This window comes from Streptomyces cellostaticus, assembly GCF_001513965.1.
Lineage (GTDB): Bacteria > Actinomycetota > Actinomycetes > Streptomycetales > Streptomycetaceae > Streptomyces > Streptomyces cellostaticus.
In genome coordinates, this window is record NZ_KQ948063.1 from 1 (window position 1) to 22,573 (window position 22,573).

Genomic DNA, 22,573 nt, shown 5'->3' on the forward strand with positions numbered 1-22,573 from the left:
CCCCGGAGCGGTTCACAGGGCTGTTCCTGATCGGGCTGGACATGACCGTGCTGAACGTTGCACTGCCCAGCCTGAGGTCAGAGCTGCAGCCGGGCATGGCAGGACTGCAGTGGGTGGCCGACGGCTACACGCTCACGCTCGCCTGCGCGGTGCTGGCCACCGGGACGTGGAGCGATCGGCACGGACGACGCCGAGCCTTCCTCATCGGGATGGGGGTATGCGGCGGAGCCTCGGTGGTGGGCGCGCTCGCCCACACGATGGGGCAAGTGATCGCCGCACGGTTCGCCATGGGCTTGGGCGCTGCACTCCTCATGCCGTCCACCTTGTCCATCATCACGGTGGTGTTCACCGACGCAGTCAGCCAGAGACGCGCAATCGCCGTGTGGGCTCTGATGGCCGGCGCCGGAGGACTGGCCGGCCCGCCCCTGGGAGGACTACTGGTCGAGCACTCCTCCTGGCGGGCCGGCTTCTGGATCAACGTGCCCATCGCCGTCTGCGCCAGCTTCCTGAGCTGTGTGAGGGGGCCGACCTAGCCAGACGCCGCGGCCGAGCAGGAATGGCAGGAGTGGGCGACCGCCCGCAGGCCGGTCGATACGGCGTCGGCGGTGAGGAATTCGGTGAGGAACAGCTCATCGGCTGGGTGAACCGCCTTGAACCCAGGGCGCAGGAGATCCGGACGGTGGCGCGCTCCCTCTCCCACACGCTGCAACGGGCGCAGGGCGGGACCACGACGGACGACGCGACGCTCCTGCTGATCGAGTGGCGCGGCTCAGGCTGACCGGCCTCACGGCGGCAACCTGGTTGAAAGCCATCCGTCCTGATCACATGTGACATGCCACGTTTGACGTAATGGGCACTTTGGGTTGGTCGTCTGCATCACTCTGGAAGGGTTGATCAGGGTCGTGTCGGGAGCCCGTGTGTACAGATCACGTGAGAGGGTCGAGCGGATCGGCCATGACCGCCGAAGGGCCCCGAGCGTGTCGGGGCAGGCGCCGCATCCGCGGCACGAGGTCAGCAGGAACATGATGACCGAGACTTCGAGGACACCGGTGCAAGAGCGCGGCCATGGCACAAGGTGAGCGGCGACCGGACAACGGCATGACGGACCGTTCGGAAGGGTTCGGTGAGCGGCTGCTGGGGGTGTTGCTGGACCGGGCACACGAGATGCCGCCGCAGCTGATCGCCCCGCTGATCGCGGAAGAGGTGGCAAGGGTCGGTGGCCGCGACGTCTCGATCCTGCTGCAGGACTACGGCCAGCTGGTGCTGGTGCCGCTGCCGGGTCGGCGGCTGACGGTCGGCGAGCCCGAGCCGATCGGTGACTCTCCCGCCGGCACCGCCTTCCTGCAGGCGACCACTGTCGAGGTGCCGCAGCCCGACGGCGTCCGGATGTACCTACCGCTGCTGGACGGCAGCGACCAGGTGGGAGTGATGTGCCTCACCCTGGACACCGTCGATGACGACGACCGGCGGCTACTGCGCAGGCTCGCCGGTCTGGTCGCCGACATGCTGGTCACCAAGCACAGCTACACCGACCAGTTCTTCCTCGCCCGGCGCCGCGAACCGATGAGCGTGGCCGCCGAGATCCAGTGGTCTCTGCTGCCGCCGCTGGCGATGTCCGTCCCACAGGCAGCAGTGGCCGGGATCCTGGAGCCCGCCTACAGCGTCGCAGGCGACAGCTTCGACTACGCCCTCAACGAGGACATCCTGCACCTGGCCATGGTCGATGCGATGGGCCACGGCCTGGACGCCGCCACGATGGCGACCGTCGCCGTCGGGGCCTACCGGCACGCCAGACGTGCCGACATCGGCCTGTCCGAGATCTATGCGTTCATGGACCGGGCCATCGCGGAGCAGTTCGGGCCCGACCACTTCGTCACCGCGCAGATGATGCGTCTGGACATCGCGACGGGCCACCTGCAGTGGGTCAACGCGGGCCACCCCGCGCCGCTGCTGATCCGCGATCACCAGGTCGTGCGGCAACTGACGGGCCCGACCACCTTGCCGGTCGGTTTCGGCGGTGAAGAGCCCCGGATCAGCGAGCTGATGCTCCAACAGGGCGACCGGGTGCTGTGCTTCACCGACGGCCTGATCGAGGAGCACGAAGCCGGTGAAGAGCAGTTCGGCGAGGAGCAACTCATCCACTGGGTCAACCGCATCGAACACACAGAGAAGGGAGTACGCGCAGTGGTGCGCGCACTCTCCCACGCTCTGAAGCAGCAACGGGGCGGCCGAACCAGCGACGACGCGACCCTCTTCCTGATCGAATGGCGCGGGGGCGCCGCCGACCACCTCGCCCTCCTGGAGTGAGCCGGCAGCCGCACCACCATGGACATGGCCGACGGCACGCTGACCGTTCCACTCCCGCCGCTGCCCGCGAACGCCCTACCGGCGGAGCCAGCTCCGCGATCCTCCTTGGGGCAGGTTCACTTCTCTGTGCGGCGCCATGGCGAGAACCGCCACCGCCGGGTACGGCCGGAGGCCAGGGTCTCCATGCGATCATCGTGGCTCGCGGTGAACAGCTGGATCACGATCACGCCAAAGACGATCATCGCGAGGAGCACACTCACCGTCACGAAGGTGTCCATGTGTCTCACACTCCTACTGCCGGGGTGAGCACGTGACCGATGAGCGATCCGTCAGGAGTACGTGAGGCGTCATGCCCGCCTTCGGATTCCCAGACCGCCTCCCGCGTCGAGTCCGAGTCGGCCTCGTCCTCTGCCATGGCCCGGAAGTTTTCGGCCTCATGCATCAGGCCGCTCGCCGTGCGGTTCCGTGACGGGTCGGTGGCCATGGCCATGAGCCGGGCCGCGGTGGCCGGGTCTGTCTCCGGTGGGATCACCAGCAGGTCCCAGCGGCCGAAGGTGTAGGACAGCAGCAACAGCTTGTGCGGGTCTTGCCCGGCGTTGGACCAGCCGACGCGCACCATGTGGCCGTGCGCGGGCACTTCTCTTGGAATGACCGGCCAGAACGTGCGGCTCACCGCTACCCGGGCGATCCGCCCCCACAGCGGATCGAGACATTCGACGAGCGCCGGGAGCTGCTCCGTCAGGTTGCGCGAACGGGGCCACCAGGCACCGTCGATAAGGGCCGGAGGGGCGCCGGCCCGCGCCAGGGTGAGTCGAAGCGGTGACGAAGAAGGAGCCCGGCCTTCGACTGCGGGTGTGAACGGAATGGTCGCGGTCATGGCGCGGACCCAACCCCGGGCCGGTCACGGCCGGCCCGGTTGTCATGAATCGCCGAGGACGACCCGGCGTGGAAGCCGGTGTACGAGATGCTCTCGGTAATCACCAGGATACTCCTCGCCGACGCCCGGCGGACCGATGGGGAGCGACGGGCTGAACGGAACACGAGGAACACCTCCCACGTAACACAGCCAAGGAGTGCTGGGCCAGGGCACGCGAGCCGTCGGGCGTGAGACCGGTCCGGCAACCGGCATACGTCACGCCCCGGCACCCGCAGCGCGCCCCCGCCGGTATCGACAGCCGCTTCACGGAATGCGGCGTCGTCCCCACAACCGCCCCGGCATGTGCGGAGTACCGTGGACAACACCGAGGGCATTTCGCACACCGGCTTCCACGCCGGGTCGTTCTCGGCGAGAGATGAAACCCGGGTCGCCACGAAGGCGGCCCGGAGACGGGTCCGCATCATGTCGGCGACCTTGCACCAACCCCTGCCACACCACGAGCCCGTCGCAGCCCCGGCCGCGCGTCTCGCGCTGAAGACCGACGGCACGTCGCGCGGCCTCCTGGACGGTGCCTGGTGGCCCCGCTCCCGGGACCTGCTGAGCGAGCTGCCCGCACTGACCGATGTGCTGGACCCCTTGTGGGGCCGTATCACCCGCATCGCCGTCAACCCGAAGTACTGGCCGGTCATCCCGCACGAGATTCCCGTGGGCGGTCATGTCGTCAAGGTCGGCTGGTTCACCCCGGAGATCGACCCGCACAAGCTGCTGCTGCTCTCCTACGGCACCGGCCGCTGGGATCTGCTGGTCGTCCCACCCGAGACCGGGGCGGAGTCGGCGGCCCGCCTGATGGCGGCCGCGTCCGACTACGACGGCCCACCGCTGACCGCAAGCGCTCTCATCGCCGCGGACGAGCCCCGGCACGCCGTCTCCGCCGCCGACCGGCCACTCGAACCGGACGAGGCAGGGAAGTACGAGGACGGCCCCGCCTCAGCGGCCGTTCCGGCACGGACCGGTCGCGTCAGTCGCCTGATCATCGGCATGTGAGACGGCCGCCATGAACACCTTCCTGACGACCGGCGCCTTCCTGGTCCTCATCGCAGCGGCGGCATTCGTGATCCACCGGCTCGACATCGAGCACGCGGAAAGGATCGCCGTGCACCGGTACAGTCGCGCCCTGCCCGGCGGCCCGGGCCGCGGCACCGACGCAGCACGACCCCCGGCGGGACCACCACGGTCCAAGTCGCCGACCGTCGGCGAACGACGTGACCACCGCGACGGGGGCCGCGGCCGCTTCCCACCGCGCCGCCGCCGCGACCGCACCACTCACCACGGGTGACGAGGCGATGTCCGCGGCCCCACGCGCACCGACCATTGGCGCGGTCCGTGCCTACGGGGTTTCGGCCCTGCCTCACGAACCGACGCAGGCACGTGCAGGGATCTCGACCGGCTGGTCCCCGCCCCACGTGGTCCTTGTCCCGAGGAGCAGCACATGCAAGCCCTGATCGTTCTCATCGTCGTGATCGGCCTCCTGGCCGTCCTGGCCCTCGCCCTGTCCGTGAAGGTCGTCAAGCAGTACGAGAAGGGAGTGCTGTTCCGCTTCGGCCGACTCGTCGGCACACGCTCCCCGGGGCTGCGGTTCATCATCCCGTTCGTCGACGCCCTGCACCGGGTGTCGCTGCGAGTCGTCACCATGCCGATCCAGTCCCAGGGCATCATCACCCGGGACAACGTGAGCGTGGACGTGTCGGCGGTCGCCTACTTCCGGATCGTCGACGCCGTGAAGTCGGTCGTCGCCGTCGAAAACGTCAACGCGGCGATCAACCAGATCGCCCAGACCACCCTGCGGAAGGTCGTCGGCCGGCACACGCTCGACGAGACGCTGTCGGAGACGGACCGTATCAACCTGGACATCCGCCAGATCCTCGACGTCACCACCGTCGACTGGGGTGTGCAGGTCACTCTGGTCGAGCTCAAGGACATCCAGCTGCCAGACACCATGAAGCGCGCCATGGCCCGCCAGGCCGAGGCAGAGCGGGAGAAGCGAGCGAAGATCATCAACGCGGAGGGCGAGTCCCTGGCCGCAGCCGCGCTCGGCGACGCCTCGGACACCATGATGGCCCACCCCCTGGCGCTTCAACTGCGCAATCTCCAGAGCCTGGTGGAGATCGGTGTCGACCAGAACACCACCGTCGTCTTCCCGGCCCCCCTCATGAGCACGATCGGCGAGCTCGGCTCCTTCCTCGCCCGGGAAACCGCGGCCGCCGCACCCGCCGCGGCAGCGCCACCGGCCGGCACCGGCCGCACCGACAAGTCCCTCAGCCCGGCCGGCACCGCGCACGGCACCGCAGCATGACCCGACTACGGCCCGCACCATCACCGCGTACCGCGGTGGTGGTGCGGGCGAGCGATCCGTGCCACCAGGGCGGACTCGTGGCCGACGCCTGTCGCGCGCGTCCTCCGGGCATCGGCTGATGATGGGAGTACGGCCGAACACGCGGAGCTGATCATGACGGGTTGGCGGGTCAGGGACTACACCCAGGACGATCTCGAAGCGCTGATCCGTGTCGACATGGAGAGCGGCACGACCGAGGAGCCGCCGCTCTTCCCGCTCTCGGACGCCGTGACGGCCCTCCAGGCCCGTCACCCGGCTGTGGTGGCCACGGCCGACGACGTGCTGATCGGCGCGGCGGTGAGCCGGGTGGAGGGCGAACGGGCATGGATCCTGCGCATCTGCATGGCGCCCGGCTGGCGGCAGCGCGGGCTGGGCAGTGCCCTGATCACCGTCCTTGAGCAACGGCTCTTCGCCGCCGGCGTCCGCGCGGTGCTCGCCGCCCTGCCCGAGGGCGAGACCGGTGCCACCGCCCTGCGCAACTGCGACTTCGGCGCCCGCCCCGGGCTGGTCTTCTTCGAAAAGCGCGGGCCGGTGACCCCGCAGTCGGTCGGCACTCTGTCCTCGCTCGGAGCGGAGCTGCCGCCAGGGGGACTGTGGCAGAAGGTCGCGGGCATGCAACGGGAGAAGCAGCTCATCGAGCGGCGCCTGGTCCTGCCGCTGGCCCATCCCGAACTGGCTGCCCAGCACGGAGTGGAACTGCCACGGGCGGTGATGCTGTTCGGCCCGCCCGGGACCGGCAAGAGCACGTTCGCGCACGCGATCGCCAGCCGCCTGGGATGGCCCTTCCTCGAACTGTTCCCCGCCCGTCTGGCCGCCGAGTACGGCCTGGCGACCGGGCTGAACCGGCGCTTCGACGAGATCGCCCGGCTCGACCACGTCCTCGTCTTCATCGACGAGGTCGAGGAGATCGCCGGCGAACGCGGCGGCGCGGACGCGACCGCTGTCGGCGTCGTCAACGAACTGCTCAAGGCGATCGTCCGGTTCCGAAGCCAGGACGGACGGCTGCTCGTCTGCGCCACGAACAACGTGACCACGCTCGACTCCGCGTTCCTGCGACACGGCCGCTTCGACTACGTGCTGCCGATCGGCCCTCCCGACCACACCGCCAGGACCGCACTGTGGGAGAGCTACCTGGCCCGAGCAGGCGCGCGGGCCGACAGCGCGGTACTCGCGTCCGCCAGCGAGGGGTTCACCCCCGCCGACATCGCCCATGCGGCGCGCACCGTCTCCCAGGCCCAGTTCGAGCGCACCTTCGACACCGGAACCCGGATCACCCCCACCACCGACGACTATCTGGACACGATCAGCGACACCAAACCCACGGTCAGCGCCGCCATGGCCCAGGAATTCGCCCAGCAGACGGAGAAGTACGCCCGCATCTAACATCCAGGCCGATGGGGAGTCGATCTGCGACGGACGTGTCAGGCCGACGTAGGAGGCGTGTCGCTGCCCGTATCGATGAGGATCTGTCTGGCCTCGGTGACGTTGTCGGCCCGTACGGCCCTGGCCATCGCGGCGCGTGCCGCGTCGGGCGACGTGTCCGGAGTGACCAGCATCAGGGAGAAATGGTCCCGGTCGCCCCGGGTGATGAGGACGGTGTCGTCACCGACCGGGAAGGAATCGATGTGGACGACTCGGCCGTCGACCATCACCCGGGTCGGCAGTTCGTCCCAGGCGCTGCCGTCCAGACCGACCCGGGTGACAGGTCCGAGGTGCTCGGTCAACGCGGTGATCAGCGAGGGGAGCTCGGCGCCGATGTCCCGGGACCGCGGCCACCATGCGCCGTCCAGGATTCCCTCGCGTGAGTGTGTCGTCTCCAGCCGCAGCAGGGCCGTGCCGGGTTTCACCGACCGGTGGACGGCGTCCGGCAGGAGCCTGAGGAGGTCGGGGGTGTCTGAGTCGGCCATGGTGTCCGCCCGTCCGCAGAGAGCAGTGCGACCGCAGAGCGTGCGACCGCGATATGACCCTGCTACCTCACGGTACTCCGCACGACGCTCGCGCGAGCGCTTCGCCGCAGGGCGCGGTTACGGAAACAGGCAACGGCTCCGGCGTATACCCGCCGGAGCCGCCCTTCCGGGTCATTGCACGTGAGAGTGCGCCGACCCGCTTTTCATGTTACGCCAAAGGGATTAATCCGACATGAACAATCCTTGCGAAGGTTCACTTCGGTCCGAGAAGCCGACGCGGCGGCTCAGCCACGCCCTTCCTCTTCTGTCTCCATCTGCCGGATCCCCTGGTGCGTCAGCGTGATCATCGCGGGCGTGTTGCCCCTCGCCCAGTCCACGACAACCCAGCCTTCGCCCGCCAGGTACATACAGGCAGCGGCCATGTCCTGCTCAGGGATACCGAGGTCGTTGCGCAGCTTCGCCCCATCGACACCCAGGAGGCGATTGCCCTCGGCGGCTTCGTACAGAGCCTGCATGATCCTCTCGCGGTACGTCTTCCGGTCTCGCAATATCGCCATGACGCGCCTTCCTCCACCGCCCCCAGTCGGGCCCGAGTCGCTTTCATCCGCGGTCGCTGTCGCCGTTGAGCGTGTCGGCGGTCCCTTCCGCAGCCCGTCGGCGGTGCCTCCGGAGCCGGCGGCCGATCCCCGGCAGAGCATCGCTGTAGTGGAAGGCAGCGATCCGTTCGTTGTGCTGAGCGTTGAGCCGGTGGATGAGAACGACTCCGACGGCGATCACGACAAGCAACACAGCCACGGCGATGAGGGTCATGGCCCTCTCACCTCCATTGACCGGCGGGCAAACGCCCTGTCGAGCCGAGGGGCCGGGGCAGGGACGACGGCCGGCCTGCTCCGCCGTCGGTCTCCCACGCTTCTTCCCTGATCCGGGCGTCGATCCTGTCTGCTGCTTCCTCCCGGGCCGGGGCATCGATGCCGTCACCCGCCATCAGCTGCGCGGCGGCATCCGCACCGGTTTCCGGCGGAATCACCAGGACGTCCCGGCGGCCATCGGTGGAGAAAAAGGTCAGTCTGTGCGGATCCTGCTCCTCGGTGGACCAGCCCACACGCACCGTGCGTCCGGCGACGGACACCCGACGCGGGATCACGGGCCAGTAGGCCGGGTTCACCGTGATACGCGTGATGCGACCCCAGAGGTCGCCCAGTGCGGCCGTCAAGGGTGGCAGCTCACGGGTGAGGGCACGGGAACGAGGCCACCACGTGCCGTCCAGCCCGCCCGGCGCGGGCGTCAGGGACAGCCGAGCCGGCTGCGGCGGCGCGCGCCTGCTCGATGTCGTACGGTCGATGGTCACAGGCATGGCGCGGACCTGTCCCCGGGCTCGTGGGTGCGACCCGGCATTGTCGATCACCGGAAACGGCACCCGCAGCGGAGCCGGTACGCGAAGAACTCCCGGTGTCTTCACACTACTCCGCCCACCGGCCCGAAAGCCGGGGGTGACCAGGTATTTTCCTGCCTTCGGAGCCTGGTCGCCGGTGCCCGACACCGGGCCGGTCAGAGCCAGTCCTTTCGCTTGAACGTCGCATACAGCAGTGCGGACAGGACCACGATGACGGCGGCGGAGGTGATGAATCCGGACTGGCGGCCGAAACCGGGATAGGGAAGGTTCTGGCCGTAGTAGCCGGTGATCGCGGTGGGGACGGCGATGATCGCGGCCCAGCTCGTCACCTTCTTCATGATCAGATTCATGCTGTTGGCCTGGACCGAGAGGTTCGTCTCCATGACCGAGGCCACCAGGTCCCGCAGTGATTCCGTCCATTCGGTGGCACGCAGCACGTGGTCGTAGACGTCCTGGTAATACGGGACGAGAGGGTCGGTGATCACGTGCAGGCCGGGGCGCATGAGCGTGTTGACCACCTCCCGCATCGGGAGCACGACGCGGCGCAACCGGACGAGCGATTTGCGCAGCGCGAAAGCCCGGCGTTGCACGGCTTCGATCTCACGGCGCCCGGCCACGAAGAGCAGACCCTCCAACTCCTCGATGCTGTCGTCCAGCTGCTGGACCGCGACGAAGTGGCCGTCCACGAGATGATCGAGCAGGCCGTGCAGCAGGAATCCGACGCCGTGGCCGGCCAGGTCCGGGCTGTCGTCCCAGCGGGCGACGACGTCCTCGATGTCGAGACCGTCGTCCTTGCGGACGGTGATCATGGCCTGACTGGTGAGGAATACGGCGATCTCGCTGTACGTCAATTCCGCACCGTCCGGGCTGACGGTCACGGAATAGGCGCTGAGGAACTCGTGGGTGCGATAGCGGTCGAGTTTCGGCCGCTGCCCACGCTGTGCGGCATCCTCCAGAGCCAGTTCGTGGATGCCGAACTCCTGGCCGAGCATGGTGAATTCGGCAGGCCCTGGTTGGTACAGGTCCAGCCACAGGACCGACGCCGGATCGGCGAGATACGCGGAGACGTCACTGGCGGGAAAGTCCTCCCGGACCAGAGTGCCGTCGTGATACAGCCGGGTGCGCGTCACCATGGCCCGAGGCTAGTGTCTTACACCCCGATCATGCGGCTTCGCCCCAATTGCCAGCGCGGCAGCTTCATCGACAGCGGCCACCCTCAGGGGGAAGACCTCACGTCAAGCCCCGCGACGTCCACAGGCTCTGACCGACGAGCACCGGGCTGCCGGGCCGAAGGCGGGGATGTGGGTACCCGGCTGCCGCCTCGCATCCGGCATACGCCGCCCGCTCGGACGGGGGCCATCAGCCGGGAAGGACACATCGGCAACATGACCGCGCCTACCCCACCCCGTCGCCCGCCTCTCCGCGGGGGCGGCAGCGGTTTCGCCCGCCTGTCCAAGAAGATCACCGAGGCCGGCCTGATGAATCGGCGTCCCGGCTACTACACCGTCTGGTCCGTCGCCGTGGCCGTCGCCTACACCGGCGGCTGGAGCGCGTGCGTCGTCATCGGCGCCGGCTGGTGGACCCTGCCGGTCGCCGCGTGCCTCGCCGTGATGTTCGGGCAGGTCGCTCTGCTCGCCCACGACGTCGCGCAACGTCAGGTTTTCCGACGACGGCGGCCCAGCGAGATGTCCGGTCGTATCGCGGGGCCGCGATCGGGATTGGGCTATGGATGGTGGCAGGACTGACACACCCGCCACCACGCCAACCCCAACCACGAGGACCTGGACCCCGACATCGCCCCCGACCTGCTGGTGTGGTCCCAGGACCAGGCCCGCGTCGCGACCGGACTGCCGAAGCTCATCGGCCGCTGGCAGGCGTTCCTCTTCTTTCTCCTGCTCCTGCTCGAAGGGGTCAACCTCCATGTCTCCAGCGCGCGAGCACTGGGCAACCACGCCCTGAAGAACCGCGCCCTGGACGGCGCGCTGCTCTACGGGCCTATCGCGACCTACATGACCGCAGTGTTCCTCGTCCTCCCGCCCGGCATGGCGATCGCGTTCCTGGCCGTCCACCAGTGCCTGTTCGGCCTCTGCCTCGGTTGTCTGTTCGCCCCCAACCACAAAGGCATGCCGATCCTGACCGGCAAGGACCGCCCCGACTTCCTGCTCCGCAGTCCGTGGCTGTCCTCGCCATGGCTGACTACAAGAAGGTCTTGGGGCTCGCCGAGTGACAGGCGTGGGGTGGCCCGAAGGAGCCACCCCACGAAGTCGCCTACTGTGCCCGCCGCTTCACGTACGCGACAGCGGTCATGCCAGCAGAGAAGACGAACGGCACGACGGCCCCGCCGGAGGCAACAGCGGTGAGCGGGACTGTCCGAGAGCGGCAAAGCCGACCCCGGTGGTAAGCCCAACCATCAGGGAGATCAAGGCGACAACGACCACGTGGTACACAGGGTGGCCGCAGGTAGAAGTGGTTGCGGACGAGGAAGGCCCTCCCAGGCATCGTCAGAGCGCCGTCACGGAACCAGGGCAGGAGCCAACCCGGGTGGCGTCCCGCCGAGTGGTGTAGCCCGCGGACCATACAGCTCCGCTCCACGCTGTGATGAGGCGGGTCAGTTGGCTCGTCTGCGATATGGCCGAAGCATGCCCTCTACAAGGGATCGGATCAGGTGTCTCCGGCGCGGCGGGAGCCGCGCCGGGCGTCGTGCGGCTGCTGTCGGCGCCTGTGTCAGGAGTGCTCGGCCAGTACGGTGAAGGGCTCGATGGTGGCGACGGTCACCCCGGGGAGGCTGGCGAGTGCCAGGCCCACCGGTTGCCGTGAGGCAAGCGTATGGCGGTGCAGCTCCCAGCTGGTGAGGTTGTCGTCCTCAAGGACCAACGGTTCGGTGGTGGTGAGCCGGACCGGCCGGCCGGCAGTGAGGACAGAGCCCAGCTCCAAGGGGAGGCCGAGGCCGGTGTGGTCCAGGAGGCCCACGTGAAGGCGTTCGATCTCGACGGTGAGGCGGGGGCAGAACAGGCGTAGCTCGTAGCGCGGCGCCTTGGCATCAGCCAGGCGCAGGGTGCTGGGCGGCAGCGCCCGTGGGTCGGGCTCCTCGGTGATGGTGACCTGGCCGAACTGCGCGCTATGGCCCTGCATCCGGTGCTCCAGCATCCGCAGTCGCCACGACCGCCCGGCATGGTCCCCGGGATCGGCCTCGACGCGCAGCCGGATCGCGCAGTCGATGTCGACGGTGCCCGATCCGGCAAGGCTGCGCAGGACCACCCCGCGCGCAGTGCTGGCGCAGCGGATCTCCTGCCCGGGGCGCGGCAGCGAGGAGTCGGCCGCAAACGCGCGCGAGGGGGCCGCCCACCAGCCGCTCGCCAGGAAGGCGGCAACCCCGGCGGCTCCGGCAAAGAAGTCGCGCCGGTCTACCGATGCCTGTTCGATTGAGCTCATGCCCCGGAATGTAAGCGGCGGATCTGCGGCAATCGCCGGTACCGGAGCCGGCGTGGCGGCCATTCCACCCGGCCGGACCAAGCACGACACAGCCGCCAGCCAGTACCCGGCCGCCCAGACGAGCCGGAATGGCCCGCCAGACGACCTGGCGGAGCGTCACGGGGATCGTGCGCCATCGAGGTAGTTCACTGGCCGAGCTGATTCAGTTCCGGCGGGGGTAGCCGGCGGTCGTTCTCGCTCGGTTTGAGGTTGAGGAGTTTGGTCATGGACCCTTCGGAGAGGTAGCGACGTTCGAAGACCTGCCATTCGTCGTGGAGTTCGGCCAGGACCGCGGCGACGAGCCGGCCGAGGGCGGTGGGGTTGGGGAAGACCTGGACAACGTCGGCCCGTCGTTTGACCTCCCGGTTCAGCCGCTCCAGCGGGTTGGTGGACCAGATCTTCTTCCAGTGTGCGGGCGGGAAGTCCGCGGACGCGGTGATATCCGTCGCGGCCTCCAGCAGCATGATCTTGACCTGCGGGAACTGCCGTCCGAGCATGTCGGCGACTACGTTCAGCTGGGTGCGCACGGCCTCGGCGGTGGTCTGCGCGAAGATGGTGCGAATGGTCGCCGCCACCATCTCTCCGGAACCCTTTTCGATCACACTGAAGACGTCTCGCACGAAGTGAACCCGGCATCGCTGCCCGGCCGCGCCGAGGAAGACGGTGAGAATCGCGGCCACCAGCCCGCTGTGGCTGTCAGAGATGACCAGTTGGACGTTCCCCAGGCCGCGGGCCCGTAAGGATCGCAGGGACTTCGTCCAGAACGGCTTCGACTCGCTGTCGCCGACCATCAGCCCGAGGATCTCGCGGTGCCCGGTGGCGGAGATCCCGGTGGCGATGACCACGGCCTGGGAGACGATCCGGTGGTTCGCGCGGGCCTTGCAGTAGGTGGCGTCCAGGAAAACGTAGGGAAAGACGGTGTGATCCAGTGGCCGCTCCTTGAACGCATGGAGTTCGGCATCGAGTTCTCTGGAAGGTGTCGGTTCACTCCGCGGTCGCTTCCGGCGCCCTCGCCATCCTCGGCTCGGTCTTCGGCCCCTGGATGCTCGTGCTGACTCCCTTGGTGGTGCTGATCGGCTGGTCCCGGATCCGGCTGCGTTGCCACACCGTTGGCCAAGTCACCGTCGGGGTACTGATCGGCGCGGCAGTCAGCGCACCTGCCTACACACTCCTGGGGTAATGGATATGAACCGGTTCCCGGATCCGAGCCCCGCCGATCTCGTCATGGTCAAAGCCGAACAGCTCGCGGAGCACCTGGACGCCAACTCGACGGTCGGGGTGGTGCTGCACCTGACCGGAGCCGTGCCCGAGCCGGCCGCTCTGCGCCAGCACATGACCGCGCGCCTTGCCGATCTTCCCTGTTTGACGCACGTCCTGACCGGCGACGGGGCGACGGCACGGTGGATGCCTGCCGTCCCAGACATGGCCCGGCATGTTCGCAATCAGCAGGTGGCCAATGAGCCGGAGGCTCTTGAGACAACCGTGCGGCTCCTCCTGCGGGAGCCCTGGGCCGAGGGGGCCCCGGCCTGGCGCATGATCCTCCTGCACGGTCACGCGTCCGACGGGTTCGCTCTGCTGTATCTCGCCCACCATGCCGTCCAGGACGGCGCCAACGTCGTCACGGTCATGGAAGTGCTGTTCGGGCCACGGCTGTTGCCGGAACAGTTCTCCGTGCTCACCCGGGACGTCTTCCCAATCCCCAGGCCCCGCCTACGCCAAGCCCTGCGCAGCACCGTGACCCTGCTACGCCACGCGCGCCGGCACCGTCTGTGGCAATCCGTCTCGCATCCACTGTCCAGCCGCCGTCACACGCTGTGGGCTCAAGCGCCCTCCGCCGGTCTGCGCACTGCGGCCCACGCCACCGGAGCCAGCACCAACGACGTCTACCTCACCATCGTGGCCCACGCGATCGCCCAGTGGGCCGAAGACGTTTGGCCTCGCGCAGCCAACGTTTCGATTCCCGTGATGGTCCCCGTCAATCTGCGCACGCCCGATGAAGCAGGGGCGCCCGGCAACCGGCTGTTCCTGACCCGGATCGACCTGCCCGGCGGCACCATGCCCGTGGGCCAGCGGCTGGCGCGTACGCGAGCAGTCACCTCGCCCCTGAAGTCGGCCGGACACAAGACGGTGCTCCGAGCTGCTCTCACCCGCCTTCCCCGGCTGCTGCTCCAGCGCCTCGTGACCGCAAGCACCGTCCCGGGCCGGCTCACCGTCTGCACCTCCTATCTCGTAGTGCGCCGACCTCTGCTCTACGGCGAGGCGGCAGTGCACCGCATCGACGCCATCATCTGCTGCCCGCCTGGCGTCCCCATGGCCGTTGCGGCGGTCAGTTACGGGGACACGACCAGCGCATGCTTCCGTATCGACCAAGCCCTCCCCGACGCCGACAGCCTTCCCGCACGCTGGCGCCAGGCCCTCGCGGACCTGGTGGCCACAGCCCCGCCAGACCCGGCTTGCGATCCCGCACCCGCGGGGCGCACACCGGCCGGACGCGCCACGCCTGTCGTGCGTGCGCTGCTCACATGGCTCGCTCAACGCCCCACAGCGGCAGGTGCGCGAAGAAAGTGACCGCCTCATCACGCCACCGTGACCTCCAGCCGGCGGCCACCGTGGAAGCCTGCTCTGCATAGCGCCGCATGTCCGCCTGCATCCGGACCGTCACACCACGGTTCTCACCGATCTCCCGGACGGTGGCGATGGTTTCCGGCGTGCAGGACGGGTCACCGAGCGCGGCTTCCACCAGCGCACGCTCGGTGCCATCGACGGCGGACAGCAGGGCACTGACGGTGTAGGTGTGCTTCCCGTCACGGATGTCGGTGCCGGTCGGTTTGCCCATGGTGACCGCGTCCCCGAACAGGTCCAGGTAGTCATCGCGCATCTGCCCGCAGATCCCCACCAGCCGTGCGTACTCGCGCAGGTCCTGCTTGAAGAGGTCCGGTTCCTCGCCCGCGGCCAGGAGTCCGAGTTGCATGGGCGCGAGGATCGAGTAGCGGGCGGACTTGTAGTCGGCCACGCAGTGCAGGATCTGCTCGCCGGCGGTGGCGGTGAAATCGCGTTCCAGGTCGATGATCTGGCCCACGAACGTGTCCCGCGCCGCCCGCGTCTGTACCTCGATCATGGCCTGCCGCGCCGAGACAGGCAGCTTCGCGTCCAGCAGCACTTGCAGGGACAGAGCGAGTGCGAGGTCGCCTGCGAGTACGGTGAGACCAACGGCCGTCTGCGGATGGCCGGGGAACCGTTCACGGTAGGCGTAGTAGGTGGAAGGGCCGCCGCGGCGGGTGGGGCTGTCGTCGATGAGGTCGTCGTGCACCAGGCCGTGGGTCTGCAGTAGTTCAATGCTCAGCGCCGCGGCGTCCAGTCCTTCGACCGGCTCGCCGGTTACCAGGCGAGCTGCCTCATGCAGGAGAACGACCCGCATCCGCTTGCCGCCCCGCAGGGACAATTCCCGCAGCAACTGTAGGCAGTCCGGAGTGAAACGGCTGAACGACGGCGCAGCGATCCCGGCGCTCAACGTGTCGAAGTATTCCTCGAAGAGCGTGTTGAACCGGCGCTCGTATCCGGCGACACGATCGAGAACCTGCTGGGTCATGACGAGTTCTTCCTGCTCGGATTGGGTGACACAGCTGTAGACGCGCGGCGGTGAGGGCTGGTGCCCGGGCACGCCGTGCAATGTCAGGAGGTGTACTGGGTGGCGGTGACCGCCAAGCCGCGCAGAGCACGGTCCGCGGCCTGCGGGAACCCAGCCCCGTCCAGGACCTGCAGCACTTGTTCGTAGCGGTCAGCGATCATCCGCTCGGTGTGCTGCCGTGCCCCGGTGTCCTGCAGGATCGTCCGTGCCTCGGCCGCTTCGCACTCCCCCAGGTCGGCCCGGACCACGAGGTGGCCAAGTCGCTCGCGCCGGATCCGGTCGGCGCGCTGCAGACCCAGCGCCAGCAGAACGGTCCGCTTTCCTTCCCGTAGATCGCTCAGGCCCGGCGCGCACGTGCCGTCCGGGCTGCCGAAGACGTCCAGCAGGTCGTCCCTCAGTTGGAACGCCTCACCCAGCGGCAGGCCCAGCCGCGTGAAGACATCCATCGTAGCCTCACCTGCCCCGGCTACAGCAGCCCCCAGTTGAAGAGGCCGCTCGATGGTCGCGGTGGCGGTCTTGTAGCGGATGATCCGCAAGGCTGCCTCGACATCGTCGGCGCCACAGCCGGTACCCATCACGTCCAGGTACTGGCCGTACATCACCTCTTCCAGTATCGCGTCATACAGCCCATGCACCAGCCGCTGCCGTCCCGGCTCCAACCGGGCGGTGTGCAACAACTCCTGTGCCCACATCAAGGCGAGGTTCCCCACCAGCAGCGCGCCGCCCGCGCCCAGCCGCTCAGCCCGCTCGTCCTCCCCCAGCCGGGCACGCATCACGCGGTGGACCGCGGGACGGCCTCGGCGACTGGCCGAGTCGTCCATGATGTCGTCGTGGATGAGGGCAAAGGCCACGAACAGCTCCAACGACGCCGCCACACGAAACGCCGACGTCGCATCCACGTCTCCGCCTGCGGCATGCCAGCCCACCACACACAGCACCGCCCTGAGCCGCTTCCCGCCCGCCGCCAAGAAGTCCCGCACGGTCTGCGCCACCTCTGGCGGATGCCCTTGGCCGGCCGCCGCACGGACCTTTTCGGCAAGGAAATCCTCAAGCGCTGCATCGACCTGGCGCTGCACCGCGCGCAGATCGATCGCTTGCGCGTCGACCACACCCGAAGTCACCGATTCACCACTCCGAACCGGGCAGGGTCAAGCCCCGTCGGGACGGAGGAAGATGATCGTGGGGCCTGCGCCCGGCGTCAGGGCTCTTGCGACAACCTGGGCTGTTGGCCGGCCGCGTCACCCATTTGGTCTCCATGATCCCTCCAACGATCCAGACCGCTCAAGAACACGCGCCGAGGCATCCCCTGCTTACACACACGGTATGGACGCCGAGACGTGCATCGGCTGTTCCGTTGCGGACACCGCGCAATCTGTACCTCCCACAACGGCTTCCCGCGCTTGGGCGTCTGGTCTGCTCCAACAGTTGCACCGGCCCGCCCTTGCGCTGGGCCCGGCGGTTTTCGCGTTGTGTCCTGCCCTCCTTGATGAGGCGTTCGTAGTAGTTCTGGGTGCGCGGATCGAAGCACAGGCGGGTCTGCACGATCCGGTGCAGGGCGGCGTTGGCCTGCCGACCCGCCCACTTCATGACCGTCTTCGGCCCCTACGCCGCCCGCATCCAACAGGTCCTGGACCGCTTCGATGCCGCCGTCCTCACCGAGGCGGCCGACCACGTTGACGGCCAGGACGAGGAACTGCCCCTGCAACCTGAGGAGATGACCGCGTGACCACCGCTCTCGCCGCTGCTGCCTTCGACGGCCGGTCCGCGGTCTTCGCCGCCGCCGACGTCTGCCGGAGGCCGGCCTCACGCTTCCCGATGCAACCGTCCGCCCGGTGTTGGGGGACGACGTCTGGGACTTCACCGACGTCGCCGGCCTGCCCGTCCAACTCGCGCTCTGCACCCGCCGCTTCGACTTCACCGCCATCGCCGACCGACGATGGCGGCTGGTCGCCAAGGAACTGGTCCTGGCCATGCTCGCCCCCGGCACCCGGCGGTCGCTCCGCTGCCCCGGGCACATCGCACCACCCTGCACCTGACCAGCTGCGCGGGCCGACTGGACGAGCTCACCCGGTTCTGCCGGTGGCGCATCGACTACCAGATCGCCACCCCGGGCCTGGCCGCCCGCGCCGCCAAGTCCCTCGTCGAGCGGGCCGCGACGCACGCCGAGCGGTGGTCGGACCACGCGCCGGTGACGGTGGAGTACGACCATACGGTCTGACGCCGCGTCACGTTGTCGGTACCGCCGGGCTGGGCCGGGCCGGGCATGGCCGTCGGTAATGGTGCGCAGCTCGGCGGACTCCCGACGGGAGTGCCCCGCTCGGCGGTTGGCACACAGCGGTCCCTGCCAGCAGGGCGGACACCTGCCGGCAGGGACCGGTGACGGACGGTTCCCGTATTCACTTCCACTGCATGCTGCTCCGCGGTCTCAGGAGCCCGGCTGTGTCCCGGCAGCCTCGCCACGGGTACGTCGTGAGCCTTCACGGTGCCCGGCGGGACAACCACTCCGGCTCCTACTCCTACTCCGCTACCGCGAGCAGGTTCTCTCCCCTCGTTCGCCGGTCGATCCGGTCAGCCCACCATGTCCAGCAGCGCCTGCAGACGGGAGCGGGCGAAGCCGCGCAGCTTCTCATCGAGGTCCCCGTCCTTCGCGAGGGCCGTCTCCAACCTGGCGAGCTGCTCGACGATGTCCTCGTCAGCGGGCGCCCAGGCGTCACTGAACTCTTCGAGCAGGAACCGGGCGAGCTCGTCCGGTGCCCGGTAGTCGAAGACCAGGGTGGCGGGGAGGGTGAGGCCGGTCTCGGTCGCGAGCCGGTTGCGGAGCTCCAGCGCGGTCAGGGAGTCGATCCCCATGTCGCGGAAGGGCCGCTGGGAGTCGATGCCCCCGGGGCGGGTGTGGCCCAGGACAACGGCGGCGGCAGCCCGGATGACCTCCAGGAGTTCCTGCTCGCGCTCGTCAGGACTGAGCGCGGCCAACCGGGCCGCCAAGCCAACCGCACCCGTGTCCGCAGCAGCAGCCGCAGCCGCGGTCGGGCGGGCGGGGACGGCAGCGGCCAGACCGCGCAGCAGCGGAAGCAGCGGTCGTCCCGGGCGTGACAGTGCGGTCAGGTCCAGCAGAGCCGGGACCGCCAACGGCGCACCCAACGCGGCGGCGGCCTCGAACAGCGCCAGGCCCTGCTCCGTCGTCATCGGCTCGATGCCACCACGGCGCAGGCGGGACATACCGGTGCCGTTGAGATGCCCGGTCATCTCCGAGGTCTGAGCCCACAGGCCCCAGGCCAGCGACTGACCGGCCAGGTGCCGTTCCCGGCGGTAGGCAGCGAGCGCGTCCAGGAACGCGTTGGCGGCGGCATAGCTGGCCTGTCCCGGATTACCCAGGATGGCTGCGGCCGAGGAGTACAGGACGAACCCGGCCAGGCCGGTGCCTTCGGTCAGCTCGTGCAGGTTCCACGCCGCGTCGGCCTTGGCGGCCAGGACGGTCGCGATCCGCTGGGGTGTCAGCGACTCCACGGTGGCGTCGTCGATCACGCCGGCGGCGTGCACCACCGCGGTCAACGGCCGCTCGACCGCGATCCTCGCCAGCACCGAGGCGAGGGCGTCGCGGTCGGCGGCGTCGCCGGCCTGGACCCGCACCTCCGCACCCGACTGGGCCAGCTCGGCGGCCAGGCGGGCGACTCCTGGTGCGGCGGGGCCGCGCCGCGACATCAGGAGCAGGTGCTGCATGCCACGGACGTTGACCAGGTGCCGGGCCAGCTCTCCGCCCAGTGTTCCGGTGCCGCCCGTGACCAGGACGGTGCCCTGCGGGTCCCACTCGGCGGGGACGTTCAGCACGACCTTGCCGAGGTGCCGGGCGGCCTGCAGATATCGCAGTGCCGCAACCGCCTGCGACAGCTCGAAGCTCGTCATCGGCGGCGGGGTCAGGGTGCCCGCCTCGAACATCGCCCCGAGTTCGGCCAGCATCTCCGCGACTCGCGGCACACCGGCATCCATCAGGTCGAAGGCCTGGTAGACCACTCCGGAGTAGGTCTGGGCGACCTGCTCGGGGTTCCGGATGTCGGTCTTGCCCATCTCGACGAACTGACCGCCGCGCGGCAGCAGCCGCAGCGAGGCGTCCGTGAACTCCCCGGCCAGGGCGTTGACGACCACGTCCACGCCCTCGCCACCGGTCACGGCCAGGAACCGCTCACAGAAAGCCAGATCACGAGTGGAGGCGATGTGGCTCTCGTCCACACCCATCGCCCGCAACGCGGCCTGCTTGGCCGGACTGGCGGTCGCGAAGACCTCCAAGCCCCACGCCTTGGCCAACTGCACCGCAGCCGTACCCACACCACCGGTCCCAGCGTGGATGAGGACTCGCTGGCCGGGACGAGCCTGGGCCAGATCCCGCAACGCGTAGAACGCAGTCAGGAACCCTACCGGCACCGCTGCGGCCTGCTGGAACGACCAGCCCTGCGGGATCGGGGCAAGCAGTCGACCGTCGACAACCCCGACCGGCCCCCAACCGGGCACCAGACCCATCACCGGCTGACCCACAGTCAGACCGGTTACTCCGGGGCCGGTCTCCAGGACGATCCCCGCGCCTTCTCCGCCGAGGACCCGGCCGTCGGAGACCATCCCCAGACCGGCGACGACGTCGCGGAAGTTCACGCCCGCCGCACGCAGGCCCACCCGGACCTGACCCGCCGACAACTCGGCGCCCGCCTCGGGAGCGTCGACGACAGCGGCACTGCCCAGGTCACCCGGCTGGGTCACTTCAACCCGCCAGCCCGAACCACCGGGAAGCATCAACTCACCGGACGCGCCGGCCCGGGCCAGCCGTCGACCGAATGCCGTGACTCCCCCGCCGTCAGTAGCGGGGCGGATGCGGACCTCGAACTCGTCGGCATCCAGCACCGCGGCCAGGACGGTGTCCACGTCGGCGTCGTGGGTGGGGTCCAGGCCGGCTGACGGGTCGACATCGACCAGCAGCAGGCGACCGGGGTGCTCCGACTGCGTGGAGCGGATCAGGCCCGCCACCGTCGCGCCGACCAGGTCCTGCCCGGCGGCCGCGCCCTGGGTCCAGATCACCAACCGCGAACCGTCGGTCTCGGGATCGGCCAGCCACTGCTGCACCCACCCCAGCACCGTCGCGGCAGCCTGCTGGGCCGCCTGCGGCGCCGAAGCTCCGGGGGCGGCAGTCGGCACTGCCGCAACAACCACCGGAGGCACCTCGGAGCCGACCGACTGGCCGTGCCGCACCCATTGCACTGCGGCGGCCGGGACCTGCGGCAGCGGAACCCAGTCCACCGTGAACAGCGACTGCCAGGCTTGCCGACCAGGCCCAGCGAACTGACCGGCCGAGGCCTCACGCAGCACCAACGACCGGGCCTGCAACACCGGCTGGCCGACACCATCGAACGCCATGACCGAGATCCCACCGGGCCCAGGAGCCAGCACCACTCGCAGGTGGCGGGCACCGCCGGCCAGCAGCCGCACCCCCGACCACACGAACGGCAGTCCCGTCCCCCCACCGTTGCCGCTGCCGTTGCTGTTGCTGTTTCCGGCGGCCAGGAGACCGTGCAGGGCAGCGTCTAGCAGGGCGGGGTGCAGGCCGAACCCGGCAACGTCAGCTTCGACAGCCTGCGGCAGCTCCACCTCGGCGTAGACGGTGTCCTCAGCACGCCAAACCCGACGCAGCCCCTGGAACGCCGGCCCATAACCGTAGCCCTGTCGAGCGAGCCTGTCGTAGGCGTCATCGACCGGAACCGACTCCGCACCGGCCGGAGGCCAGGCACCCAGCGGGGCGGGGACGGGCTCACTGCTAGCAGGAGCCAGCACACCAACGGCGTGCCGCACCCATTCGCCGTCCCCCTCGCGCGACGAGACGGTGACCGTCCGCCGACCACTGTCGCCGTCACTGTCACCGACCTGGACCTGCAGCTGCACGCCACCGGAACCGGGAAGGACCAGCGGCTCCTGGAGCGTCAACTCCTCCAGCGTGCCGCACCCGGCCAGGTCCCCGGCGTGGACCGCCAGGTCCACGAACGCGGTGCCGGGCAGCAGGACCGTGCCGTGGACCGCGTGATCGGCCAGCCACGGCATCGCGGCCAGCGACAGACGACCCGTCAACACCAGCCCGTCACCCTCGGCCAACCACACCGCCGCCGCCAACAACGGGTGCCCGGAACGTTGCAGACCGATCGACGAGGCGTCCCCACGAGCGGTGACGGCCTTCGGCCAGTAGTGCTGGCGCTGGAACGGGTAGGTCGGCAGGCCGACCTTCCTCGCGCCGTCGGTGGTCACTGCGGCCCAGTCCACCTCGACACCAGCCGCGAAAGCACCTGCCAGCGCGGTCAGCCAGCGGCTCCGGCCGCCATCGCCGCGCTGCAAACTGGCCGCCGCCACCAGGTCCTCACCGGCCTGCGCGATCGCCATACCCAGCACCGGATGCGGGCTGACCTCCACGAACACCCGGTGGCCCTCCGCCGCCAGCGCGGCAATGACCTCACCGAACCGCACCGTCTGACGCAGGTTCCGGTACCAGTACCCGCCATCCAGCTCGGCAGTGTCCACCACGCGTGCTTCGAGCGTGGAGTAGAACGGCACCGGGCTACTGTTCGCG

21 protein-coding genes and 4 pseudogenes are annotated in these 22,573 nt (G+C 69.2%); 13 read left to right on the forward strand and 12 right to left on the reverse strand.

What is annotated here, in order from left to right; all coding sequences use genetic code 11:
* From AQI88_RS40415 to AQI88_RS40425, 3 genes and pseudogenes are all read left to right on the forward strand, one after another.
* The coding region (locus AQI88_RS40415) for an MFS transporter (RefSeq protein WP_159050530.1) at window positions 1–533 on the forward strand (533 nt) is incomplete at its 5' end.
* Between the two features lie 68 nt (window positions 534–601).
* A pseudogene (locus AQI88_RS40420) lies at window positions 602–778 on the forward strand (serine/threonine-protein phosphatase); the annotation flags it as partial.
* Between the two features lie 287 nt (window positions 779–1,065).
* On the forward strand, window positions 1,066–2,307 hold the full coding sequence (locus tag AQI88_RS40425) for a PP2C family protein-serine/threonine phosphatase (protein ID WP_067010524.1): 1,242 nt from the start codon (window positions 1,066–1,068) through the stop codon (window positions 2,305–2,307).
* A 116-nt stretch (window positions 2,308–2,423) separates the two neighbouring features.
* On the opposite strand, the gene AQI88_RS46350 is transcribed toward AQI88_RS40425, so the two are convergent.
* Together AQI88_RS46350 and AQI88_RS40430 are read right to left on the reverse strand one after the other, a co-directional pair.
* The gene (locus tag AQI88_RS46350; RefSeq protein WP_159050531.1) at window positions 2,424–2,585 is read right to left on the reverse strand and encodes a hypothetical protein; all 162 of its coding nucleotides are present in this window, start codon (window positions 2,583–2,585) and stop codon (window positions 2,424–2,426) included.
* A 5-nt stretch (window positions 2,586–2,590) separates the two neighbouring features.
* Entirely contained in the window at window positions 2,591–3,184 is a 594-nt protein-coding gene (locus AQI88_RS40430) for a DUF5994 family protein (RefSeq protein ID WP_067010527.1), read from the reverse strand.
* Between the two features lie 354 nt (window positions 3,185–3,538).
* On the opposite strand from AQI88_RS40430, the gene AQI88_RS40435 reads away from it, so the two are divergent.
* The 4 genes from AQI88_RS40435 (at window position 3,539) to AQI88_RS40450 (ending at window position 6,959) form a co-directional block, all read left to right on the forward strand.
* Window positions 3,539–4,228 (forward strand): DUF5994 family protein, encoded by a 690-nt coding sequence (locus tag AQI88_RS40435; protein WP_067010566.1) that lies wholly within the window; start codon window positions 3,539–3,541, stop codon window positions 4,226–4,228.
* Between the two features lie 10 nt (window positions 4,229–4,238).
* Window positions 4,239–4,520, forward strand: a complete 282-nt coding sequence (locus AQI88_RS40440) for a hypothetical protein (protein WP_067010530.1) — start codon at window positions 4,239–4,241, stop codon at window positions 4,518–4,520.
* A gap of 153 nt (window positions 4,521–4,673) precedes the next feature.
* Window positions 4,674–5,537, forward strand: a complete 864-nt coding sequence (locus tag AQI88_RS40445; protein ID WP_067010533.1) for a slipin family protein — start codon at window positions 4,674–4,676, stop codon at window positions 5,535–5,537.
* A gap of 153 nt (window positions 5,538–5,690) precedes the next feature.
* Window positions 5,691–6,959, forward strand: coding sequence for an ATP-binding protein (locus AQI88_RS40450; protein WP_067010536.1), 1,269 nt, complete (start codon window positions 5,691–5,693; stop codon window positions 6,957–6,959).
* A gap of 38 nt (window positions 6,960–6,997) precedes the next feature.
* Here the strand turns inward: AQI88_RS40450 and AQI88_RS40455 are convergent, their stop codons facing one another.
* From AQI88_RS40455 to AQI88_RS40475, 5 genes are all read right to left on the reverse strand, one after another.
* Window positions 6,998–7,483 (reverse strand): DUF5994 family protein, encoded by a 486-nt coding sequence (locus AQI88_RS40455; RefSeq protein ID WP_067010539.1) that lies wholly within the window; start codon window positions 7,481–7,483, stop codon window positions 6,998–7,000.
* Between the two features lie 284 nt (window positions 7,484–7,767).
* Entirely contained in the window at window positions 7,768–8,040 is a 273-nt protein-coding gene (locus AQI88_RS40460) for a hypothetical protein (RefSeq protein ID WP_067010541.1), read from the reverse strand.
* A 43-nt stretch (window positions 8,041–8,083) separates the two neighbouring features.
* Window positions 8,084–8,293, reverse strand: coding sequence for a hypothetical protein (locus AQI88_RS40465; RefSeq protein ID WP_067010544.1), 210 nt, complete (start codon window positions 8,291–8,293; stop codon window positions 8,084–8,086).
* A gap of 7 nt (window positions 8,294–8,300) precedes the next feature.
* A complete protein-coding gene (locus AQI88_RS40470; protein WP_067010547.1) occupies window positions 8,301–8,837 on the reverse strand; it encodes a DUF5994 family protein in 537 nt (178 codons plus the stop codon).
* A 194-nt stretch (window positions 8,838–9,031) separates the two neighbouring features.
* Window positions 9,032–10,009 carry a magnesium transporter CorA family protein gene (locus AQI88_RS40475; protein ID WP_079058141.1) on the reverse strand — a complete coding sequence of 326 codons (978 nt, stop codon included), beginning with the start codon at window positions 10,007–10,009 and terminating at the stop codon, window positions 9,032–9,034.
* A 252-nt stretch (window positions 10,010–10,261) separates the two neighbouring features.
* On the opposite strand from AQI88_RS40475, the pseudogene AQI88_RS40480 reads away from it, so the two are divergent.
* Window positions 10,262–11,044, forward strand: a pseudogene (locus AQI88_RS40480) (fatty acid desaturase family protein); the annotation flags it as partial.
* Between the two features lie 556 nt (window positions 11,045–11,600).
* Here AQI88_RS40480 and AQI88_RS40485 read toward each other — a convergent pair.
* Both AQI88_RS40485 and AQI88_RS40490 read right to left on the reverse strand, forming a co-directional pair.
* Window positions 11,601–12,308 (reverse strand): hypothetical protein, encoded by a 708-nt coding sequence (locus AQI88_RS40485; protein WP_159050532.1) that lies wholly within the window; start codon window positions 12,306–12,308, stop codon window positions 11,601–11,603.
* 185 nt (window positions 12,309–12,493) lie between these two features.
* Window positions 12,494–13,315 (reverse strand): annotated as a pseudogene (locus AQI88_RS40490) (IS256 family transposase); the annotation flags it as partial.
* 8 nt (window positions 13,316–13,323) lie between these two features.
* On the opposite strand from AQI88_RS40490, the gene AQI88_RS44420 reads away from it, so the two are divergent.
* Window positions 13,324–13,527 carry a phosphatase PAP2 family protein gene (locus AQI88_RS44420; protein ID WP_079058143.1) on the forward strand — a complete coding sequence of 68 codons (204 nt, stop codon included), beginning with the start codon at window positions 13,324–13,326 and terminating at the stop codon, window positions 13,525–13,527.
* Between the two features lie 5 nt (window positions 13,528–13,532).
* Window positions 13,533–14,915, forward strand: a complete 1,383-nt coding sequence (locus AQI88_RS40495) for a wax ester/triacylglycerol synthase domain-containing protein (RefSeq protein ID WP_067010553.1) — start codon at window positions 13,533–13,535, stop codon at window positions 14,913–14,915.
* Here AQI88_RS40495 and AQI88_RS40500 read toward each other — a convergent pair.
* Together AQI88_RS40500 and AQI88_RS40505 are read right to left on the reverse strand one after the other, a co-directional pair.
* Window positions 14,866–15,936, reverse strand: a complete 1,071-nt coding sequence (locus AQI88_RS40500) for a polyprenyl synthetase family protein (RefSeq protein ID WP_067010556.1) — start codon at window positions 15,934–15,936, stop codon at window positions 14,866–14,868. The two genes, AQI88_RS40495 and AQI88_RS40500, sit on opposite strands and share 50 nt — an antisense overlap.
* 83 nt (window positions 15,937–16,019) lie before the next feature.
* Window positions 16,020–17,096 carry a polyprenyl synthetase family protein gene (locus AQI88_RS40505; RefSeq protein ID WP_067010560.1) on the reverse strand — a complete coding sequence of 359 codons (1,077 nt, stop codon included), beginning with the start codon at window positions 17,094–17,096 and terminating at the stop codon, window positions 16,020–16,022.
* Between the two features lie 464 nt (window positions 17,097–17,560).
* Here AQI88_RS40505 and AQI88_RS46355 point away from each other — a divergent pair, with 464 nt between their 5' ends.
* The 3 genes and pseudogenes from AQI88_RS46355 to AQI88_RS48245 form a co-directional block, all read left to right on the forward strand.
* On the forward strand, window positions 17,561–17,701 hold the full coding sequence (locus AQI88_RS46355) for a hypothetical protein (RefSeq protein ID WP_167357512.1): 141 nt from the start codon (window positions 17,561–17,563) through the stop codon (window positions 17,699–17,701).
* A gap of 106 nt (window positions 17,702–17,807) precedes the next feature.
* Window positions 17,808–18,011 (forward strand): hypothetical protein, encoded by a 204-nt coding sequence (locus tag AQI88_RS47240; protein ID WP_208616075.1) that lies wholly within the window; start codon window positions 17,808–17,810, stop codon window positions 18,009–18,011.
* A 44-nt stretch (window positions 18,012–18,055) separates the two neighbouring features.
* Window positions 18,056–18,193 (forward strand): annotated as a pseudogene (locus AQI88_RS48245) (exodeoxyribonuclease III); the annotation flags it as partial.
* A gap of 350 nt (window positions 18,194–18,543) precedes the next feature.
* Here AQI88_RS48245 and AQI88_RS40515 read toward each other — a convergent pair.
* Window positions 18,544–22,557: an SDR family NAD(P)-dependent oxidoreductase gene (locus AQI88_RS40515; protein WP_244184593.1), complete on the reverse strand. Its 4,014-nt coding sequence runs from the start codon at window positions 22,555–22,557 to the stop codon at window positions 18,544–18,546.
* Window positions 22,558–22,573: the final 16 nt, after the last annotated feature.

Coding starts and splice junctions, on each gene's coding strand:
- AQI88_RS40460 (WP_067010541.1), bottom strand. CDS start 8,040: ATGGCGATATTGCGAGACCGGAAGACGTACCGCGAGAGGATCATGCAG.
- AQI88_RS46355 (WP_167357512.1), top strand. CDS start 17,561: ATGACCGTCTTCGGCCCCTACGCCGCCCGCATCCAACAGGTCCTGGAC.
- AQI88_RS40495 (WP_067010553.1), top strand. CDS start 13,533: ATGAACCGGTTCCCGGATCCGAGCCCCGCCGATCTCGTCATGGTCAAA.
- AQI88_RS40450 (WP_067010536.1), top strand. CDS start 5,691: ATGACGGGTTGGCGGGTCAGGGACTACACCCAGGACGATCTCGAAGCG.
- AQI88_RS40425 (WP_067010524.1), top strand. CDS start 1,066: ATGGCACAAGGTGAGCGGCGACCGGACAACGGCATGACGGACCGTTCG.
- AQI88_RS40485 (WP_159050532.1), bottom strand. CDS start 12,308: ATGAGCTCAATCGAACAGGCATCGGTAGACCGGCGCGACTTCTTTGCC.
- AQI88_RS40440 (WP_067010530.1), top strand. CDS start 4,239: ATGAACACCTTCCTGACGACCGGCGCCTTCCTGGTCCTCATCGCAGCG.
- AQI88_RS40455 (WP_067010539.1), bottom strand. CDS start 7,483: ATGGCCGACTCAGACACCCCCGACCTCCTCAGGCTCCTGCCGGACGCC.
- AQI88_RS40475 (WP_079058141.1), bottom strand. CDS start 10,009: ATGGTGACGCGCACCCGGCTGTATCACGACGGCACTCTGGTCCGGGAG.
- AQI88_RS40470 (WP_067010547.1), bottom strand. CDS start 8,837: ATGCCTGTGACCATCGACCGTACGACATCGAGCAGGCGCGCGCCGCCG.
- AQI88_RS40445 (WP_067010533.1), top strand. CDS start 4,674: ATGCAAGCCCTGATCGTTCTCATCGTCGTGATCGGCCTCCTGGCCGTC.
- AQI88_RS40500 (WP_067010556.1), bottom strand. CDS start 15,936: ATGACCCAGCAGGTTCTCGATCGTGTCGCCGGATACGAGCGCCGGTTC.
- AQI88_RS40430 (WP_067010527.1), bottom strand. CDS start 3,184: ATGACCGCGACCATTCCGTTCACACCCGCAGTCGAAGGCCGGGCTCCT.
- AQI88_RS46350 (WP_159050531.1), bottom strand. CDS start 2,585: ATGGACACCTTCGTGACGGTGAGTGTGCTCCTCGCGATGATCGTCTTT.
- AQI88_RS40465 (WP_067010544.1), bottom strand. CDS start 8,293: ATGACCCTCATCGCCGTGGCTGTGTTGCTTGTCGTGATCGCCGTCGGA.